This is a genomic window from Geobacter metallireducens GS-15, assembly GCF_000012925.1.
GTDB lineage: Bacteria > Desulfobacterota > Desulfuromonadia > Geobacterales > Geobacteraceae > Geobacter > Geobacter metallireducens.
The window spans coordinates 1,628,537-1,648,879 of the sequence record NC_007517.1; the positions used below are offsets into that span (position 1 = coordinate 1,628,537).

The window sequence follows — 20,343 nt, forward strand, 5'->3', positions numbered from 1 at the left end:
AAGGATATGAGCAGGAAACATTCAATCGAAACCAGATCCATCGCCCTCTTCATGGCGACGACCACCGCGCTGTCGCCGGTGCTGGCCAGCGCCCAGGGAGTGCCCCGCGCAGCATCGCAGACAACCGGTGTCCCCCGGGCCGCAGCCGTCCAGAGTTCGGGTATCCCCCGGGTCCTGTCCAATCTCATTCCCCCCACGGCCACGACTCTGCCGCAACTCAAGCCTGGCGGGGTTCTGGCCAATGCCGCGGTCGACACAACCGGCAATCTCCTTACCGTGAACCAGAGCGCCGACAAGGCGGTCATCGACTGGAACTCCTTCAACGTCGGCCGGGACGCCACGGTCCGGTTCAACCAGAACAAGGAGTGGTCGGCCCTTAACCGGATCTGGGATGCCAACCCGAGCCAGATCTTCGGAACCGTCAAGGCCGACGGGAAGATCTACCTCATCAACCGCAACGGGATTCTCTTTGGCAAGGATGCGCGGGTGAACGTCAACTCCATCGTTGCATCGTCGCTCCACATCACAAGGGAGAACTTCGATAAAAGCCTCCTGAAATTCAGCAATCAGCAGGGGACTCCGGATGCCCCTGATGTGGCCATGCAGACCTACACGGCCGGTGCCGTGGCCAACGACGGTCAGATAACCACTGAAAAGCAGGGTGCCGCGATCCTCATGGGCTCCCAGGCTGAGAACCGCGGGGAGGTCGTTTCGCCTGAGGGTCAAATCGGCCTCGCGGCCGGCGATGAGGTGGAGCTTGCCCCCGACGAGAGTGGCAAGCGGCGGTATCTCGTGAAGGTTACTGCCAATCCGGGTGTTGCCGTGAACCGGGCCGAGGGGACCATGACGGCCGACTCCGGCGTCATCGGCATGTATGGCCGTCAGGTCGTTCAGGACGGCACTGCACGGGCCGTTTCCGCCATCAAGAAGAATGGCGTCATCGAACTTCTGGCCACCGACTCAATCTCGTTGGGAAAGGGGAGCAGAACGGAAAGCCCCGTTTCCGCTTCCTCTGAAACGGCCCATGAATCCTTCGAGTTCAAGGGGGGCGACATCCAGCTCAAGGGTCTCATGCCGGTGGTGGATACGGCGCCGGACGGCCCGCGCGTGCCGGTGAAGCGGATCGACATTGAGGGAACGGTTTCGGCCCCGTCGGGGAGCGTGGTTCTCGAAGCCGATGAGCGGGTTTATCTGTCAAATGGCGCCAGGGTTGACGTGAGCGGGACCGAGGTCAATCTCGCGGCCGACGCGAACCGGATCGAATTCACCTACACCTCCGAGATCCTGAAGGACGAGTTCACCCAGAAGAGTGGTTTCCTCAAGGGGAAGACCGTCTCCATCGACGCCCATCAGGGGGCGAGCATCGGTGATGTTTCCGGCGAACTGGGAAAGCGGGAGAAGACGGCCCTTGAACGAGGCGTGACCGGTGGCGATATCGCGATATCGGCCCGTTCGGGTGATGTCATTGTCCGGAATGGGGCGGAGTTGAACTTTTCCGGCGGCAAGACCAACTACGCTGAAGGGAGCTACACCACCACCCGGCTTACCTCCCAGGGGAAGGAATACGACATTGCCACGGCTCCCCGGGAACTGGTTTACGATGGCCAGATCACCAAGGAGTCCTTCCATGCTGCCCACTCCGAAGGTGCCGATGCCGGCAGTCTCGTCATGGTGGCGCCCCGGATGGCGATGGACGGCTCCATGAAGGGTTCGGTCACCCGGGGGGTATTCCAGACGCTGCAGGCCGAGCCGGTGAACGGAACCGGCAAGCAGTCGGCCAAGGGGCGAAAGCTCCCCCTTGCCGGTACTGCAGAGTTCGGACAGAAGTCCACCAACCAACCCCCCGACGCCGAAGACGCCGTGCTGGGCGATACGGTTATCGCGGCGAATGTCGCACTGCTTCCGGCGGATTTCACCGACGACAGCGACCTCGCTGCCCAGCGCAGCGCCACCTACCTGCCGGCAGCTACCATCAATGACTCGGGAATCGGGACGCTGCGAGTCAGCTCCAACACCACCATCAAGACCGACCAGGGAGCAGTTGTCCAGCTCCAGCCCGGCGGGGAGCTGTCGTTGACGGCCCGTAGCATCGTTCACCAGGGTAACATCGACGTTGCCGGCGGCACGGTGAACCTGGTGACCCAGAACAACGTCACCAATTACGAAACCCTGGGGGGGGAGGCAAATCCAAAGGCAGCAGCGGTTGCCGATGAAGGGATCACCATTGCCTCGGGAAGCGTGATCAGCACCGCCGGTGATGTGCTCGACAACGGACCGGCGGTAAGGGTGAAGACTCAGGGAATGGAGGCCGTCAGGACCAACGGGGGGACGGTGAAGATATTCGACCGGACCGCCAAGGGGCATGGTGTGGATGTGGCCACCGGTTCAAGCGTTGATGTGAGCGGCGGTCACGTGATCGACACGAAAGGAAAGGTAACCGGGGGCGATGCCGGTTCGGTGTCCATCCAGGGGGAGCGGGTCAACCTCGATGGCGATATTGCCGGTTACTCCCTCGTGGGGAAAAAGGGTGGCGGCATCAGCGTCCACGCCGGCGAGGTGGTGGTTGCCGCTAATCCTTCCGCCATAAGCAACGACGGCACAAAGACCGTCATCGCAGACGACCGGTTTGCCGGCTCCGGCTTCAGTTCCATCGAATACAAGGCCGAACGGAACCTGACCGTGGCGGAAGGGGCGAACCTTGCCCCCTCGGCTGTGAAGGAATTCACCTCTACCCGTGGTGGCAGCAGAGTGGCCCGCAGCTCGGTAAGCGACGATCTTGTGGGTCCGTCGAAAGTGAAACTTGCGGCCGGCGCCAACCTGGACCGCAACGATCCGACGGCGGTCCCCAGCGTGGATGACGCCAAGGTCGTCATCGCGCAAAATGCCACGATCAAGACCCCGTATTCCGGCGAGATTTCCGTGTCGGGACCGGAAGTGGATGTGGCCGGAACCCTCTCGGCAGCGGCCGGGAAGATAACCCTGACCGCCAAGTCCCGTTCCGTCATCCTGCGGCCCACGGCCCGCATCCTGGCGCCCGCTTACCTGAAGGCGGACCTGAAGCCGCTGATGCCCAACCTTCCCCTGGGGCATACGGCTTACGATGCCGGCACCGTACGGGTGGAAGGGGTGAGCCTGAACCTCATGCCTGGCGCCATTATCGACGTGTCCGGTTCCGCCCCCGCCACCAGCTACGCCAGGACCGGCAGGGGCGCCGTCATCGCCCGGACCGTTGCCGGCGCGCCGGGCGAGGTTCAACTCGTCTACTCCGACCCGCTGCAGCCCGAAAATCTCGTTGGTGCCGACTTCCGGTCTGCCGCGTTCCTGCCCGGCCTGCGGGGGGGCTCCTTCTCGCTCCTTTCCCAGAGCATCGAGCAGGGGCTGTCGCTCCGCGGAGATGAGCTTGCGCGGCTCGCCGCCGCCGGCTTCGATTCGTTCTCATTTACCAGCAAGAAATCCCTCACCTTTTCGGATGATGTGAACCTGACAGCCGGCAGGAAGATTCTTCTCGACGCGCCGGAGATGATCGGCACCGACGGCCGTTCCGTGGCCCTGCGGGCACCCTGGCTGGTACTGCGCAATACCCTTGCGGGCGATGACCCCTCCGTGCGGCAGGCGGCGACCGGGAGCGGCATCCTGACCCTGAGCGGCGACTGGCTCGACGTGGACGGGGCCGTGACCCTTTCACGCTTCGACGCAGTAAGCGCCGATATCCGCAACGACATCCGCCTTTTCGACCGGACCTATTCCCTGGACGGGACCAACTGGAAGTGGCACGGCTCCCTTGTGGTGCCGGGTAACCTCTCTCTCAAAGCCGACCGGATCTACCCGGCCATGCACTATCTGGACCCCGCCTATCCGTCGCGGGGGATGGTGCCGTCGGACTTCGCCGTGAAAGCCGGGCGCGATATCACCATCCTCCCCGCGACGGTCCGCAGCACTCTGCCGGTTCCTTCGGCCGGGGGGGCGCTCCTCTTTCAGGCCGGAGGCAACATTATCCAGCAGGGGACTCTCGCCGCGCCGGCCGGCACGATCAGACTGGAGGCCAATCCCGACACGGGGCGGGTTTATCTGGGCGCGGGGAGTGTCACCACCGTCAAGGGTGAGGGGATGGTCCCCTTCGGGGAAGTCCACGAACTCTACTGGGAGCTGGTGGACAAGAACAACCCGAAACTCCTCGGCAACAAGATAACGGCTGCCCCTGACAAGGAGATAAGCGCCACCGGGAACGAGGTCATCGTCCGCGACGGTGCGGCCCTTGATCTCTCCGGCGGCGGCACCCTTTACGGTTACCTGTTTCAGCCGGGGCTCGAGGGGAGCAGCGACCCCCTCGGCAAGGCGGGGCGATATGTGATTCTTCCCGACAATTCGGTCTCGCTCCCCGGAGACCGGGTCTACCTGGAAGGGAGCGACCTCCTGGCGGCTGGGTACTACACCCTGCTCCCCGTGCAGTATGCATTTCTTCCCGGAGCACTGGTCGTGACCGACACCGGCAAGGCCATGAACCCCGGCGAACGGACAAAGAGCTGGGACAACCATACCATTGTCGTCGGAAGTGTCAGCAGGGATGCTACCTCCCTTGGCACCACGAAACTCACCGGCTTCGAGGTGAGGCAGGCGGCCGACGTGCTCCGGGAGGGGAACTTCACCGTTGCCTCCCTGGAGGCGGGTGATGCCGGCTCTCTCTCCCTCAAGGGAAACAGCACCGTCGTCGACGGGAACGTCTCGGCCCGTCCCCTTGCGGGCTACCAGGGCGGGACGCTGGAACTGAGCGGCAGGAACGTCAACGTCCAGTCGACGCGGGTTCCCCTGCCAGCCGGCTTCGGCGCGGGGAACCCCCTTGAGGCCCTTCCCGACAATCTCCGGGACCGCCTCTTCGTGACTGCGGACTTCCTGAATGGCGGGTTCAGCCGTGTGACGCTCGGTGACACCACCAAGGCCGACACCGTTACGGTCGAGAGTGGCAGCTCCATCGCCGCCGGCGGCATTACCCTGGCCGCGAAGAACTCCGTCATCCTCGGCGAGGATGTGAATCTCTCTGCAACGAAAAGTGCCGGAGACGGTGTCGTCGCCATTGTCACGCCCACCGGCGATGCGGTTCTCGGTGCCGGCTCAACGGTCAAGGGCGAGGCAGGGGTGACACTCGATGCCCGTACCCTGGAGCTTCAGGAAACCGACGCCAAGAAGCAGGCCGGAATCGATGCCCGGGGAGGAACGCTTACCCTGGCCTCCGATACCATCCGGTTCACCGAGGGTGATGCAGTGCCAGCGGAAAAGGGATTCCATGTTACAGAGAAGCTCTGGTCGGCCTTTGGCACCGCCGATTCCGGTGCCGGCAAAGCCCCGGAAGAAATCGTCATCAAAGGGCGGTCGGCGGTTGCCTTCACCGGCAGCCGCACCCTGAATGCAGCCGGTGACATGGTTATCGATACGCCGAGGATCACCGCTTCAGGAGGGGAGGGAAGCGCCCCCACAATAACGGCCTCGGCCCGGAATCTGACGTTGCGCAACACCGGCAGCCAGTCGACGGATGCCTCGCTTGCGGATACCGCGTCCCTCACCATGGCGGCCGACACGATCACGGTGGATGGGGCACGCTACGATGCAGCAGCCAAGAAGGTGACCGGCGGTGACCTCCGTTTCGACGGCATGGCCTCGGTGAAGTTTGAGAGCAAAGGCGATGTGACGTTCCGGGGCAAGGGGAGCCTGGCCACGGATGGTGACCTTACCCTCTCTGCCGGTCGAGTGGCGACCGCCTACCAGAGGGACGGGATGACGCCATACATTCCCGCCGATTTCGCGGTAAAGGGTGGTGGTGCGGTAACCGTCGCCAAGGGTGAAAGATCGGTGGAGAGCCCGGCTTCGCCTCCCCCGGGAGGCTCCCTTGCCATCGAAGGGAGGTCGGTGAGCCAAAGCGGCACTATTGATGTTGCCGGCGGTCGCCTTGCCATTACCGCCACCGGCGCGGGAGACACTGACGGCATCAGGCTGGAGAATGGTGCGAAGATTCTGGCACGGGGAACCGCTGACGTTGCCGGCGGCATGGTGGCCCTGAAGGCCGATGCGAAAGATGTGCGGATTGAGAGTGGCGCGCTGGTCGACGTTTCCGCCGGTGCCCAAGGGGATGCGGGGAGCGTATCCCTGACGGCGGAGAAGGGGCAGGTCGTGCTTGACGGGATCGTCAAGGGCGCGGCCCGGGGCACCGGTCGGGGCGGTTCGCTCGCCATGGACGGTTCGGTTGCCGATTTCGGCACCGTTGTCGACACGGCAACGACAGGGGGCTTCACCGAAGCGGTCGGTGCCAGAATCCGCACCGGCGACGTGACGGTGGCCTCCGGCAAGACTCTCACAGCCCGTTCCGTGCAGGTTTCCGCCGACAGCGGCGACGTAACGGTGAACGGCACCGTGGACGCCTCCCATGCCACGGGTGGCGGGCGGGTGGAGCTTTTCGCCGGCAGGAACGTGACAGTGGCTTCCGGAGGCTCGGTAACGGCGAAGGGGACCGGCACGGGCGCGTCGGGTGGTGACGTGACTCTCGGCAGCGCCGCCAGGAGCACCACGGAGATTGCCGCCGGCACCGTGCCCGGAAAGGTGATCGTCGCATCAGGCGCTACGGTGGACGTCTCCGGCAACGGCGGCCAGGGGGGGACGGTTCTTCTGCGAGGCCAGTACGACGCCGCAAAACGTGACGTGAACATCGATGTCGGCGGGCAGGTGAGGGGGGCGCGGGAGATCGTCGCCGCCGGTGTTGCCGTGAAGGAATATACCGGCGACAAACAGGTGATGGCCACCGACACCACCTCGTGGAAGACCGAGGCCGACAGGGTGATGGCCAATGCCGCCGCCATCCGCACCCGCCTCGCCGGCGCCATGGACAACGACGCCAAATCTGTCTTTCAGTACCGCCCCGATGTGGAGGTCCGAAGCACCGGCACCATGACCATGAAGAACGACCTGGACCTGACCACCTGGCGCTACAACGGTCAGCCTGGCTACCTGACCCTGAAAGCGGAGAAGGATCTGGTTCTCGAAAAGAAGATCGTCGATCACCCGACGGCAAGCCTCAGATCGCTTGTCAGTTCCACCGCCGCTCCCTCATGGGGCGTCAGGATGGCGGCGGGCTCTGACCGGGCCGGCGCCAATCCGCTGGCGGTGAAACGGGGGACCGGTGACCTGAAGTTCACCACCGACGGTTCGCTGGTCTACAGCGAGAGCGGAGCCGTGGATTTTGCTTCGGGCCGGGATACGGTCATCGCCAAGGGGGTGAAGAGCATCCCCAGCTACATGACCAACTTCAACCTGAAATACAACCTTGCCGCCTACACCGGGAATATCCGGGGGAATGTGGGACGGAACCTTTCCCTTGAGGGGGGAACGGCCATCCAGTCGGCGGCGGGGAACATCGGCATCGACATTGCCGAGAGCCTGGTCAACAAGGGAGCCATCAGGACCACGGGCGAATACCAGGGGGCGATCCTGGCTGACGGCACCCAGCCGGGTTTCTTCGATTACTGGAATTTCGGGGAAGGCGGGAATATCGCCATCCGCGCCGGCAAGACGGTCGAGGGGACCATCGCCAAGGACAAATCCTGGGACAACTCCTACCAGAACACTGACCTGGTCACCCGTGACCTCATCCCCCGTTTCTGGGCCGCCAACTATACCGGCAGTGCCACCACTCCCCAGACCGAGGGAATTGCCGCCATGGGTGGCGGCGACGTCACCGTGGCCGCTGGCGGCGGCATGACGGGACAGATGGGGACTTTCGGCAAGGGGAACCTGACGCTCACCAGCGGTGGCGACCTGAAGGGACGCTTCCTCGTGAAGGAGGGTACAGGAAGCCTCACTGCCGCCGGCAACTTCGGCGCACCGCCGGCCAATGCCGCCAAGCTGACGGACAATCCTCCCGAAACGGTGCTGGAACTCTTCGACGGCAGATTCAACGTTAAGGCCCAGGGTGACGTGGAACTGGGGACCGTCAACAATCCCACCGTCAGCAACAAGGCGTTCAGCAAGTGGAACCTCTCCTATGGCGAAAACGCAGCGGTGAGTCTCGGGTCGAGTACCGGCAACGTCTCCTACTACGGCACCGGCGCTTACACCAACTACGGCAACGACTCGAACCGCCGCAACCTGGAGAAGATTCTCCCCGGCACGGTTGAGATGAACGCCGCCGGCGACATCCGTCTCGACAGCGACATGTACCTGGCGCCGTCCCGTACCGGCAATCTCGTCATGAATGCCGGAGGCTCCGTTGACGGTTCCCCTGTTGACCCCCGCAGCGGCGTCAAGGCCAAGGCTCTCATGTCGGACCAGTCCCCCGACGATTACTACGGCCCGAGCACCGTTAACACCATCGACCGGGTCAAGACCCTGAGCAACGCCGCCCTCCATGCCGCAGTGCCGGTGCACGGGAACGACAGCACGAAAATTCAGGTTGCTGCCGATGGTGATATCCGGAACCTGGATTTCATTCTGCCGAAATCGGCGATGCTGGCCGCCGGCCGCGACATCAGCAACGTCTCCTTCAAGGGGCAAAACCTCCGTGGCAGGGAGACCGACGGGAACACCGGCGTGGTCACCTACAGCGGGGACGTTACCGAGATCAGCGCCGGACGCGACATCGTGATGCAGGAGCGCCGCTCGATGAACGGCGCCGACATCAAGACCGGCACCGGATTCGATGTGGCCGGACCGGGGGCCTTTGTGGTCCGGGCGGGGCACGATATTGACCTGGGCAACAGCCGTGGCATTCAGGCCAACGGCAATGCCGAGAATCCGGCACTGCCCAACAAGGGAGCAGACATCCTGGTAACAGCCGGGTTGACGGCGAACATTCCTCCCGGTGACGAAGACAACTATTTTACGTTGCTGAAGTATGCGGCACTCCTTGCCCAGACAAAACTGACGGAGCGGAGCGGCATACTACAGGAGGCTGAAAAAGCATTCCTCGTCGATCCTTACATGAACAAGGATGAAATCGTTTCAGATCCCCCCAAATATGCTGTCGGCAAGAAGTACTACGATCTTCTCTGGCAGTTGCGAGATGCCGGCCAGCAGGAGATTGTTGCCGCTGTCAGGGAGAAGGTCATTGTCCCGTTCACGGGTAACCGCTCCACAGGGGGCGGCGGCAATGTCGACATGGCGTTCTCAGAGATCAGTACGAGCGCTGGAGGAAATGTTTCGGCGTTTGCCGGCGGTGACTTGAACGTGGGGAGAACGGCAAAATCAAACAATTCCGACAATACCGGCATCTATACCTCCAATGGGGGGAACGCGAACATTTTTGCAGTCGGTGATGTGAACGTGAATGAGTCACGCCTCATGACGTTCCGGGGAGGAGATATCACGGTCTGGTCCGATGAGGGAGACATCAACGCCGGCCGCGGCTCGCGGACCGCCATCAGCGCCAAGCCCCCGCGGATCTCTCCGATAAAAGATGCGGACGGAACTATCACCGGTTACCAGCTGGTGTTCACCCCACCTGCCCTGGGGAGCGGCATGCGTACCGTAACATACGGTGACGATGCGCCGCCTCCGGGAGGCATTTACGCCATGGCCCCCAACGGTGTCTTCGATGCCGGCGAGGCCGGTGTTTCCGGTGGTCGTGTGGCCGTTCTTGCCAATGCCGTTCTGAACGCCGGAAACATCAAATCGCTGACCGGAGCAATGACAGGAGTTCCTGTCTCGGCCTCCGCCGTCAGCCTCGGCGGTCTGAGCGGCTCAAGCAGCCTCACCGAAAGTACCAAACAGGCGGAAAAAGCCGTTGGCGGCGCGGATAAGGAAAAATCGAGCCAGTCGCTGATCAAGAAGGATGAAACGTTCGTCACCTCATGGCTCGACGTGAAGGTAATTGGCTTCGATTCGGAAGATGGCAACGAAAAAGACAAGAAAAAGCAGGAGATGTGATGAGCACACCTGAACGGAGGAGCATGATGAACAGCAGGATGTTTGGGCGTTTTGCGCGGGTGACGCTGGCAGCGGCGGCGCTGGTGATGACGGTGGCCGCGGTGCGGGCCGAGGCGTGGTGGGACGAGAAATGGCAGCAGCGGCGCAAGATCACCATCAATACGACGGCCCAGGGAGCGGAAGTGAAGGAGGCGGTTGCCGATGCGGCGGTGCTGGTCCGGCTCCACACGGGGAACTTCAGCTTCACCACCGCGAAGCCCGACGGTTCCGACGTCCGCTTCGTGAGCGGCGACGACAAGACACCCCTCAAGTTCCACTTCGAGATGTACGACGCGAAGAAGGAGATCGCCCTTGCCTGGGTGAAGGTGCCCCAGGTGGCGCCCAACTCGGGCCAGAACACGATCTGGGTGTACTACGGCAACAGTGGGGTCCAGGCGGCCCAGGACGTCGGCGGCACCTACGATACCCCCCAGGCACTGGTCTACCATTTCAGCGAGACCCAAGGTGCGCCCCAGGATTCCTCTTCGTATAAGAATCACGCGAAGGAGTTTGCCGGCGGGCTCGGCGCGCCGGCCCTGATCGGCGGCGGCGCAACGTTCAAGGGGGCGGAGCGGATCGTGGTTCCGGCGTCGCCGTCGCTTTCGTTCCCCAAGGGCTTCTCCTTCTCTGTCTGGGTGAAGCCGGCCCAGCTTCAGGGTGAGGCCCATCTCTTCTCGTGGGGTGACGGCGCCCAGGGCATCGTAGTGGGCCTTGATCAAAATGGTGCTGCCTTCGCCCGGGTGGGGCAGGCCGCTACGGGCCGGACCCAGCCTCTGGCTTCCCAGAAATGGCACCACCTTGCCGTGGCTGCGGAGCCGGGCAAGCGTCTGGCGATCTACCTCGACGGCCGCGAGGCCGCATCGTCGGCCATGCCGGCCTCTATGCCCGCGCCGGCGGGCGATGCATCCATCGGCGGCGGCGCCCAGGGGGGTAACTTCTTTGCCGGCGAGATGGATGAGGTGACCCTGGCCAGTGTGGCCCGCTCGGCCTCGTGGTTTGCCGCCGCTGCCGGAAGCCAGGGGCAGGAGGGGAAACTGGTGTCGTTGGCCCAGGAAGAGGCAGGGGGCAAGGGAGAGGCCGATCTCACCATCCATCTGATGAAGGTCATTGCCAAGAGCATCACCCTGGACGGCTGGGCCATCATTGGCCTCTGTACCTTCATGCTTTTCCTGGCCGCCGGGGTCTTTGTCTATAAATTTCTGGCCCTGCAGAAAATTGTCAAGGGGAATGAAATGTTCCTCGAGAGCTTTGGCGAGCTTCACGACCCCCTGGCCCTGGAGGACACGGACGATGATCTGAAGCATTCGTCCATGTACCGGATCTACCAGGCCGGGAAGATCGAAATCGAGCGGTGGCTCGCCCGCCAGAGCGCGGATAAGGAGATAAGCAGCCTTTCTCCCTCTGCCCTCAATATCTTCCGGTCGTCCCTCGACAAGGCCAATGTCAAGGAAAAGCAGAACCTCTCCTCCTGGCTCATCGTCATGACGCTCGGCATCTCCGGCGGGCCGTTCTGGGGGCTGCTCGGCACGGTCTGGGGGGTCATGAACACCTTCGCCAGCCTTGCCGAATCGGGCGAGGCGAACCTCACGGCCATCGCCCCGGGGGTCGCCTCGGCCCTGGCCTGCACCCTCTTCGGCCTCTTCGTGGCCATTCCCGCGCTCTTTGCCTACAGCTACCTGACCAACCGGATGAAGAACCTGAACGCCGACACCCACGTCTTTATCGACGAATACGCGGTGAAGGTTGAGGGCGTCTACGGAGAGAGAGCATGAAAGCGCCTGCCGATGACATGGATGAAACGGTCGAGATAAACGTCGTACCGCTCCTGGACCTGGCCTGGAACCTCCTGGTGGTGTTCATGATCGTGGTGACGGCGTCGGTCCAGGGGATCAACGTGAACCTCCCCAAGGCGAGCGCGGCCGCCGGGAAGATCAAGCCGAGCACCAAGGCGATCACCGTCGCCTCCGAGGGGACCATCTACCTGGACAGCGTGCCGGTGACTTTGGCGGAGCTTGAAACCTATTTGCGCCAGGCAAAGGCCAGCGATCCGAACCTGCCGGTGGTGGTGCGCGGCGACGAGAAGGTTGAGTACAAGAGCATCGTGGAGGTGCTCGATCTCCTCTCCAAGCTGGAAATCAGCCAGTTGGGGCTCGTGACCCAGAAACTGGTGAAGTAGCGGAGGAAGACCAATGGCAACGCACAAGAAGAAAAAGCCCCAGCTGAAGAATTTTTTCGTCCCGGCAGCGGTGGTGCTTGTCATCATCGGCGGCATCGGCTTCGTGGCCAAGGTGATGCTGACCGATACCGGCGCTCCCCGGAAGAACAAGATCACCACGGTATCACTCGTGAAGCCGCCCGAACAGCCCAAGGAGAAGCCCCCCGAGCCGGAGCCCCCCAAGGAGATGCCAAAACCGCAGCAGATTGAGACCCCCACCATGGCCCAGCCCGATTCTCCCCAGCAGGCGAGCCAGGCACCGGACGACGGTCCTGCGGCCGGAAGCGATCTGGGGGTCGACGGCGAGGGGGGGGCTGGCTCCGACGGTTTCGGCCTCGTGGGGAAGAAAGGCGGCCGCGCCATAACCCTCGGCGGCGGGGGAGGCGGCGGAGGCGGCATGAACCGGTTGTCGCTCCTTGCCAGGTACGGCTGGTACACGAAAAAGGTGCAGGACGAGATCCGGGGCAAGGTGAAGTCGCTTCTGAACGACAACGGCGGTTTTCCCAAGGGGAAACTCCAGGCCGTGGTCAAGCTGACGCTCGATGCGAGGGGGGTGGTGGTGGATCATCGCATTGTCGGATCATCGGGCGATACCCGCATGGATGAGGCGGTGCGCAAGTCCCTCGGCTTGATCCGGATCAGCGAGGCCCCCCCTGCGGATATGCCCCGGACCATGACCATCAAGATATCGTCCCTGGGATAGGGACAACTCACTTATTTCTATTGAACAATGAACGGAGGCTTTGTAATGAAACGTACCATCACCCGCCTGACCAGCGCGGCAGCACTCGTCACCCTCATGGCCGCCGCGCCGGCCCTCGCGGTGGAGACGTCGCCCGTTGCCGCCAAAATGGCCGGGATCGGCGAGCTTATAAAGCTCCTCAGGGAGAAGGGGGTCATTTCGGAAGAGGAGGCCGGCACCCTTGAGCGGCGCATTGCCGGCGAGGAGAAAAAACAGCCCGTAACCCCGCCTGAACTAGCCGTAACGGCCGATGCCGGTGCGGCGGAACAGGTGAAGCTGACCTTCGGGGAAGCCTCCGACCTGATCGGCGCCATGAACGACCAGGGGATCATCAGCACCGAGGAAAGCCTGGCTCTCAAGGAACGGCTCTATGAAATCCGGAAGGAGGCCAAGGGGAAGCTGGATTCCCCGGTGCCGGCAATGGAACGGAAAGAGACCGCTGATATCTTCGCGGGAACCGCCATCGAGTACCGACGCTCCACCAAATCGGAGCAAGAGGTGGCGGAAATGGTCGCCGCAGCCCGCGGAATCGGCCTCGTGAGCAGGGAAGAGTCATCCAGCCTCATGGCCCGCTACCGGGCGAAGGCAGCCACCGACCAGCTTACCGGCGCCATGATCGACGAAGTCAACAGGGGAGTCGGCGAGAGCATTGACCGGAGGGTGACCGAGGAGATGACGAAAGTGGACAAGCTGGGCGACAAGTTCGCCAAGCTTCCCGAGTGGCTCAACCGCTTCAAGTTCTCGGGGGATATCCGGCTGCGGTATCAGGGGGATTATTTTGCCAAGGGGAATACAGGGGAAAACTCTTATCCAAGTCCACTGAAAGCAAATACTTTCTCGCCGCTCACACAGGGGAATACGATAAATACAACACATGACCGTCAACGTCTTCGCATAAGGGCTCGGCTGGGGGTTAATGCAAAGGTCAATGATCAGGTTGATGCGGTCATAAAGCTGGCCACCGGGAACGACAAGGACCCTGTTTCAACCAATGATACCCTTGGTAATAGCTTCAACAAGCACGGTTTTTTATTGGACTTGGCCTTCTTGCAATATAAGCCTGTATCCGGCCTTACCCTTTGGGGCGGACGAATGCCAAGCCCCTGGTTCTCCACCGATCTGGTCTGGGACCCCGACCTGAATTTTGAGGGGGTTGCTGCTACGTATGCTATGCAGTTGAGCGATTCATTTGGTGGCTTCTTGACTGCGGGAGTGTTCCCTCTTCAGGAATTTGAGTATTCCCAGAGAGACTCATGGCTGTACGGGGCGCAGGCGGGAGTGGAATTCAAACATGGAGACGACATATCCGCGAAAGTGGGAGTTGCCTATTACCACTATGAAAACATGAAAGGCAAACATAGCGAAAGTCTCAATCAAGCAATAAATGGTCCTTTTCATGCTGATCTTAGGCAGGCCCAGAAAGGTAATACGGTATTTGATCAAAATATGAATTTCCCGACTTATTATGATGATAAAGGGAATCTTCAACTTACAAATTATGTTCCTGCTCTGGCCTCGAACTTTAAGGAACTCAACGTCACTGCCGCCGTCGATTTCGGCTTCTGGGACCCGATTCATTTCGTGTTCATGGGCGATTATGTGAAGAACCTCGGCTTTGACCTGGACGAGGCCCGGAAGCTGACCGGCGATAATCTGGTCAAGGACGATTCCACCGGATACCAGGTGGGACTTGCGGTGGGCCACCAGACTGTCACGAAACCGTGGGAGTGGAAGAGTTACCTCTTTTACAAGAAACTGGGCGCCGATGCGGTCTACGACGGGTTCACCGATTCTGACTTCCACTTGGGCGGCACCAACGCAAAAGGGTGGATTCTCGGCGGGGATGTGGGGATACTCAAGAACTTCTGGCTCTCCACCAAGTGGCTGACCGCCAACCAGATAACCGATACTCGTGACAAGCCCGGCCCCTTTGATGTTGACGTCTTCCAGTTCAACCTCAATGGCAAGTTCTAACTCTTGCAACGGGTGTCCACCGCACCAATGAAATGGCGCTCCATGCTGGACCGTGCCGCCGTCCGGGGTCTTCGCTCCGGGCGGCGGTGGCGGCCTCTCATTAACCGACGGATGGTCACGGGGTGGCTCGGCCGCCGCTACGAGGCCCTCTACGCCAGCCGCCGCCGCATCTTCGGCGCCAACTTCCTGAGCGGCCTCCTGATCGCCTTCTCGGTATTCTTCCTGGGGCAGACCGGGATATTTGGCGCTGTTCTCGATTTTTTCATCCGGCTCCTGCTGACCGCGAAGCTCATGCTGCTGGAGCGGCGTCTCATGCCGATGCCGTTTCTTCCCACCGCCGCCTCCTTCGTTACGGTCGTCGCCGCCGCGGCGCTCATCTGCACTCACGTCCGCTCCGTGGCAGTGGTGGTGGCGCTCAATGCCATCCTGTGCGTTGCCATTATCGGCATCAATCTCTTCGTGCCGATTCCGTTTCCCCTTCCCCTCGGCACGGTGCCGGTGGTGCTCCTCATCACCCTTGGCGCCCTTCTCGACTGGCTCCTGGAGCGCCGTCTGCTGCGGCGCCGCTCCACTCTTTCCGCGGAGCGCCAGGAGACCAGTTTCACGATCCTGCGTCACATAGCCCATAGCGTGAACCCCACCATCCAGATGGCGCTGGCGCCGCTGCGGGATCTGCACGACCACCTGGAGCGCCGCAGCCTGACGGGCGATATCATCGGCACCCGCCGCGACGGCAGCGCAGAGCGGGTGGAGGACGCCCTTGCGGCCACGGAGCTGGGGCTGCGGCAGATACGCGAGATACTGGACACCACGGAGGATCTTTTCGGCAACAGGATCGAGGATCGTGATTTTGAAGAGGTGGACCTGCGCGAGCTTTTCGCCCGGGAAATCATCCCGCTCTTTCCCCACCCCCGCTTCTCTCTCCGGACCGAATTCAATTGCGTGAATACCGTACGGCTCCATCGTCCTTCCTTTGTGCAGGCGGTGAAAAACCTCATCCGTAACGCCGAGGTCCACGGCTTTCCCCCTGGCTTCCAGCGTGATGAGGGGCTCTGGGTGAGATTCTCCATTTCGCGGACGGTGAAGGAGATCGTCATCGACTACGAGAACAACGGCCTCCCATTTCCCCTAGGGTTGAGGACAAAAGACTTCCTCGCCTTCGGCACCAAAGGGAAGGGGAGCCCGGGCAAGGGGCTCGGCGGCGCGTGGGTTGCCAAATTCATTGAGATTCACAACGGCACGTTCAGCAAGTTGGGGAATGATCCGGTACGCTTCCGGATGACATTGCCGAGGAGGCGGGTGACATGAGCGAGGGATGCGGCATTGCGCTCACCATGCTGATTATCGATGATGACGAGCGGTACGTGGACGCCCTTTTCCGCGACGCCCGAAGGGCCGGGATACGGCTTCTGCACGCGGGAAGCCTGGAGGAAGGGAAGCTGGTGGTCGAAGGTGTCGATGGGGCCGGCATCTGCGGGGTAATCCTCGACGTGGAGTGCTATAAGCGCCGCGACGACGCAACCCCCGATTCCAGCTTCATCATCGCCGCCACCAAGTATTTCACCGAGAAGGCCCCCCATCTCCCGGTGGTGGCCCTGACCGGCGTTCAGGCGCTCTTCGACCGTTACGTGAAGGATTTTGCCGGCATCTGGCAGGTCTACAAAAAGGGACGCGACGAGTCAGCCATGTTCGCGCACCTTCGGCAACGGGCGCTGGAGCTTGAGTGGGTGAAAGTTGCCGGGCGTTATCCGGATGTTTTCCGGGTGGTGGATACGTACCTCGGTGCCGACACCCGCCAGGCGCTCATGGACTGCCTGTTGACCATGGACGACGGCACTCCTGCCCGCATCCGGGGGAATCTGGCCAACCTGCGGAGCATCCAGGAGAAGCTCTACATCGTTCTCCACCGCCACCGCCCCGACATGGTGCCGCGCCGGTTCATCTACTACGAGCATGGCGACCAACCCCTCAAGAGCGTGAACGTGGCCGCCATCCTGGAGCACCTGAAAGGGAACTTCGACATGCGGAGGCAGCAGATTCAGGGGGAGGTATTCCTCCACTACCGCTCTCCCCTCTACCGCTTCTCGGAGCTGGTCTACCGGGTCTCCTCCGACGGCATCCATGCCATCGACGAAGACAGCGCCGACAAGCCGACCCGCTACACCGTTCAGGCGGTGGCCAATGCCTTGCTTGAGCTTGTCCTCTGGTTCGGGAGGGTGGCGGGGGAGGGGAGCATTGAATGTACCGGGGTACGTTAATGCGTGACTTGGGGGCCAGGGTGGAGTCGGCTTTATGGATGTCAGGATGCGGGAAAAGTAGAGAGTTTCACGATACCGGTTGTTTCAGGAGGTGATCGCCATGTACTGTTCCGTGTTTCGCCAGTATGGTCTCCACGGCAAGTCAAAATCATGCCGGAAGTGCGAAAACTGCCCCCGTCATCTGAAGCCGTGAGGGATGCTCAACGGGCGTAGAGATGATTGCAGGGGTGAAGGCAGAGGAAGTCGTCGCCGAACAGTATGGCATGGCTGCAGGTCGGTGGTGATCCAGCCTCAATCCTGCAGTAGAACAGATTGGTGTTCGGGGTTCTGACGGTCTGACACTGATTATGGCCTGAAATTGTTATGTCCATACGGTAAGGCTAGCATGGCCAAGTGTGTTCGGTGTGACTATTGCGCAACAGTTGTCTGTATTGCTACGAAAAAACCCGGACCGGGAAATCCCGATTCGGGTTTTTTCGTTGGCAGATGCCTCTTACTACCATATTCCGAATAGCTTCTACTGCGCCTTGACGAAGATCGGGTTGCTGTAGAACCAGAGATCGTCCCAGGCCATGTCGGCAGTGTTGGTGCCGGGGGTGTTGAGCAGCGGATTGCCGGCGGCGTCGGTGCCGTAAACGATTTGGGTGCCGGTCGGGTCCATCTTTTTCACGTCATAGCCGAGATTGGTGCCGCGAATGCGGAAGAATATGTCGTTCTCGACCGCCGGCACAGTGAAGGTCATGGTGGTGTACCCTTCAGCGTCGGTGCTCCAGGAAGCGGCGTCAAAGGTCTTGACCACGCCGGCCACGGTGGTGTCGATGACATTGAACGCGGGGTTCGGGGTCACATTGTCAGCCATGAGCTTGCTTGCCCTGGTCGGGTTGATCCGTCCCTGGATCAGCTGGACGTGGTGCACCGACGGGGCCTTGCACTGGTAGTCGGCAGAGGCGTTGACGCCGGCCTGGCAATTGTTGGTTGCCGGTGTTTTGAAACGGATCTTGACGGTGATCTTGTCTCCCTTCTCGACGGGGAGGGTTTCGCCCATGGTGGCGTTGTTGTAGCCTTGGGCTGCTTTCTTGTCCGGGGCGGCCCCGTGGAAGACCCTGAAGTCCAGCTCGTTGATCAGGTCGCCATGGACGGAAAACGCGTTCCCCGACCGCAGGCCGGCGACGACCTCTTCCTGAGAGTAGATGCCGTCATCATCGAGATCCTTCACCTTCACGTGGGTCTTGAGATACTCGCCCGGCCAGAAATCGGCGCCGGCATCGTTATGGAAATCGGAGCTGGCAAAGTTGAAGAAATACCTGCCGTCGGCCAGCAGGTTATCCCAGAGCCCGCCGACTTCCGCAATGTATTTGCCGGCTCCGCCATAGGTGCCGCCCCCACAGGCGCCGGTGCCGAACTCGCCGCGGTTGGCAGCCTTTTCGTGACCGGGGATTCCCTCAAAGCCGAAGGCGACGGCGGGGCCGTTGTCGTTCATGTCGCGGAATGCGGCGATGGACCAGGCGTTAACGCCGCAGCCGGCCCGTTCCACGTGGGCCGGAATTATCCAGCCGGTGGCCGGATAGTTTGCCTGCATCCACCTGACCGCGTCGATGGTCTTATTGTGGAGGGCGTTCAGGGCCAGTACCGCGGAGTAGTCGGGGGCCGTGTATGCGCTGTTCTGGAGCTTTCCTTGCCACCCCATGGTATCGGCCGTGGCGGTAGTGGCGGTGCCGTCGGAATCGGACTTGTCGAAGCGGTATTCGAACTCGGCGATGGGGCGGGCATCGGCGGCAGCGATGCCGGTGCTGCTGTGCTCATGCCCCGGCGGGTTCCACTCCATGCCGGTCATGGCGAGTTTGTCGGGGTAGTTGGCGCGGATGCCGAGGAGCCAGTCGTAGGCCCCCAGGTAGGCCGGGCCGGTGTAGCCCGGGATGTCAGAGGTGCGAAGCAGGGACTGCCAGCGCCACATGTTGGCCGGCGCCGCTGCGGGGTTGGGATCCCCGACGGAGGGGAGGGAAGCAAATGTCGTCCACTTGTTGCCGAATCCGTCCCGGTTCCGGACTCCGCCATGCTCGGAGTTCGCCTGGAAGTCGAGGCCGAAGCGGAACCCCTGGGGCATGACCCCTTTTTTCCAGGGAGCGGTTCTGGCTGCCGCCGCGGGTACGCCGGGTGCGTCCAGGTCGTTCATGGTGTAGCTGCCGTCGGTGAAGTAGGTATGCTGATGGAAGTCGCCGGTCATCCACTTCTCGGCGGCAAGGGCGTTGCCGGCGGTAATCACGGTTACCGCCAGTGCTGCAGCGAGCGCTTTACGATTGCCTGTCATTGAATCCGTTCCTCCTCGTTTTTGGCTGCGGGTATTCCCGTGATGTGACTATGCCTTGTGGTTATGTCGGTTTCATGGCAATTGACTAACAATTTGCTGATATATATCGGGACGTGAACCGGATTGCAGGGGCGGGCCGCATGCTTGCAGGCAGGGCGGATGAGGCAAAAAAGTAACGCAGAATACTCCTGTCTGTCATGATGCCATGCTAGGTTGTCGGCTGACTGCTGGCCGGACATCGGCCGGACTGATTTATAATTCCACCCTGCAAGGAGAACACCCGTGTCGGACAAACCGCAAGTTACCTTCAAGTACATCTTCACTTACGATTACAACCCGGCCTACGTGAACGGCGCCCATGGCGGCGTATCGCCTCGCGGCGACCTGGTGGTCAATTTCTATCTGGAGCGTCCGCCGCTCCCCAACGAGATCACTCACGAAATCAACCCCAACGGCACGGTCGGTGCGGAGACGGCTGTCGAGCCCGACGACTTCGCCCAGAGTCTCGTGCGCTTTGTCCCCTCGGGCATTGTGCTCAATCACCAGACCGCCCGAGAGCTCCATCACTGGCTGGGGGAGAAGGTCAGGGAGATGGAAGCCATCGAGCAGCACAAGTCGGCGATGCGCACTCAGCAGGGTGAAGGCGATGGCCCCGCACATTGATGCCAGTATGTAATTACGTAAGTACAAATAACCCGCGGGGATAGTCTCTGTGGGTTTTTCTTTGCCCATTCAAGGAGATGAATCATGAAATGTCCCAAATGCAAAGCAACGGTCGGCATTCATCTGGCTGAATTCACCCTCTTGACCCATTCCGACGCCTGCGGCATACATTGTTATATCTGTGGCTACTGGCAAAATGCCGGCCTGAAGCGGGTTAAACGCCGTCCGGCGGAATGAA

General features: G+C 61.6%; 10 protein-coding genes. 9 read left to right on the forward strand and 1 reads right to left on the reverse strand.

Features of this window, described 5'->3' with window-relative positions; genetic code table 11:
• Positions 1–6: 6 nt before the first annotated feature.
• Genes GMET_RS07340 through GMET_RS07370 form a run of 7 tightly spaced genes read left to right on the forward strand, consistent with a single transcriptional unit; the run spans position 7 to position 17,134 of the window.
• On the forward strand, positions 7–9,906 hold the full coding sequence (locus GMET_RS07340) for a filamentous haemagglutinin family protein (protein ID WP_004511612.1): 9,900 nt from the start codon (positions 7–9) through the stop codon (positions 9,904–9,906).
• Positions 9,906–11,717 carry a DUF2341 domain-containing protein gene (locus GMET_RS07345; RefSeq protein WP_004511611.1) on the forward strand — a complete coding sequence of 604 codons (1,812 nt, stop codon included), beginning with the start codon at positions 9,906–9,908 and terminating at the stop codon, positions 11,715–11,717. Before GMET_RS07340 ends, GMET_RS07345 begins: the two co-directional genes overlap by 1 nt.
• Positions 11,714–12,121 (forward strand): ExbD/TolR family protein, encoded by a 408-nt coding sequence (locus GMET_RS07350; RefSeq protein WP_004511610.1) that lies wholly within the window; start codon positions 11,714–11,716, stop codon positions 12,119–12,121. Before GMET_RS07345 ends, GMET_RS07350 begins: the two co-directional genes overlap by 4 nt.
• A gap of 13 nt (positions 12,122–12,134) precedes the next feature.
• Positions 12,135–12,863 carry a TonB C-terminal domain-containing protein gene (locus GMET_RS07355; RefSeq protein ID WP_004511609.1) on the forward strand — a complete coding sequence of 243 codons (729 nt, stop codon included), beginning with the start codon at positions 12,135–12,137 and terminating at the stop codon, positions 12,861–12,863.
• Between the two features lie 45 nt (positions 12,864–12,908).
• A complete protein-coding gene (locus tag GMET_RS07360) occupies positions 12,909–14,876 on the forward strand; it encodes a putative porin (protein WP_004511608.1) in 1,968 nt (655 codons plus the stop codon).
• 27 nt (positions 14,877–14,903) lie between these two features.
• Positions 14,904–16,184, forward strand: coding sequence for a sensor histidine kinase (locus tag GMET_RS07365; protein WP_004511607.1), 1,281 nt, complete (start codon positions 14,904–14,906; stop codon positions 16,182–16,184).
• Positions 16,181–17,134, forward strand: a complete 954-nt coding sequence (locus GMET_RS07370; protein ID WP_004511606.1) for a hypothetical protein — start codon at positions 16,181–16,183, stop codon at positions 17,132–17,134. The genes GMET_RS07365 and GMET_RS07370 overlap by 4 nt, the downstream gene beginning before the upstream one ends.
• Positions 17,135–17,651: 517 nt before the next feature.
• Here the strand turns inward: GMET_RS07370 and GMET_RS07375 are convergent.
• Positions 17,652–19,442, reverse strand: a complete 1,791-nt coding sequence (locus GMET_RS07375) for a hypothetical protein (RefSeq protein WP_004511605.1) — start codon at positions 19,440–19,442, stop codon at positions 17,652–17,654.
• 282 nt (positions 19,443–19,724) lie between these two features.
• Here GMET_RS07375 and GMET_RS07380 point away from each other — a divergent pair, with 282 nt between their 5' ends.
• Both GMET_RS07380 and GMET_RS18775 read left to right on the forward strand, forming a co-directional pair.
• Positions 19,725–20,105: a hypothetical protein gene (locus GMET_RS07380; protein ID WP_004511604.1), complete on the forward strand. Its 381-nt coding sequence runs from the start codon at positions 19,725–19,727 to the stop codon at positions 20,103–20,105.
• An 84-nt stretch (positions 20,106–20,189) separates the two neighbouring features.
• Complete coding sequence (locus GMET_RS18775; RefSeq protein ID WP_004511603.1) at positions 20,190–20,342, forward strand: hypothetical protein; 153 nt, start codon at positions 20,190–20,192, stop codon at positions 20,340–20,342.
• The last annotated feature ends 1 nt before the right edge of the window (position 20,343 follow it).

Bases quoted from the DNA above. Each gene is read 5' to 3' on its own strand.
- GMET_RS07340 (WP_004511612.1), top strand. From the start codon at position 7: ATGAGCAGGAAACATTCAATCGAAACCAGATCCATCGCCCTCTTCATG.
- GMET_RS07360 (WP_004511608.1), top strand. From the start codon at position 12,909: ATGAAACGTACCATCACCCGCCTGACCAGCGCGGCAGCACTCGTCACC.
- GMET_RS18775 (WP_004511603.1), top strand. From the start codon at position 20,190: ATGAAATGTCCCAAATGCAAAGCAACGGTCGGCATTCATCTGGCTGAA.
- GMET_RS07365 (WP_004511607.1), top strand. From the start codon at position 14,904: ATGAAATGGCGCTCCATGCTGGACCGTGCCGCCGTCCGGGGTCTTCGC.
- GMET_RS07370 (WP_004511606.1), top strand. From the start codon at position 16,181: ATGAGCGAGGGATGCGGCATTGCGCTCACCATGCTGATTATCGATGAT.
- GMET_RS07345 (WP_004511611.1), top strand. From the start codon at position 9,906: ATGAGCACACCTGAACGGAGGAGCATGATGAACAGCAGGATGTTTGGG.
- GMET_RS07375 (WP_004511605.1), bottom strand. From the start codon at position 19,442: ATGACAGGCAATCGTAAAGCGCTCGCTGCAGCACTGGCGGTAACCGTG.
- GMET_RS07355 (WP_004511609.1), top strand. From the start codon at position 12,135: ATGGCAACGCACAAGAAGAAAAAGCCCCAGCTGAAGAATTTTTTCGTC.
- GMET_RS07350 (WP_004511610.1), top strand. From the start codon at position 11,714: ATGAAAGCGCCTGCCGATGACATGGATGAAACGGTCGAGATAAACGTC.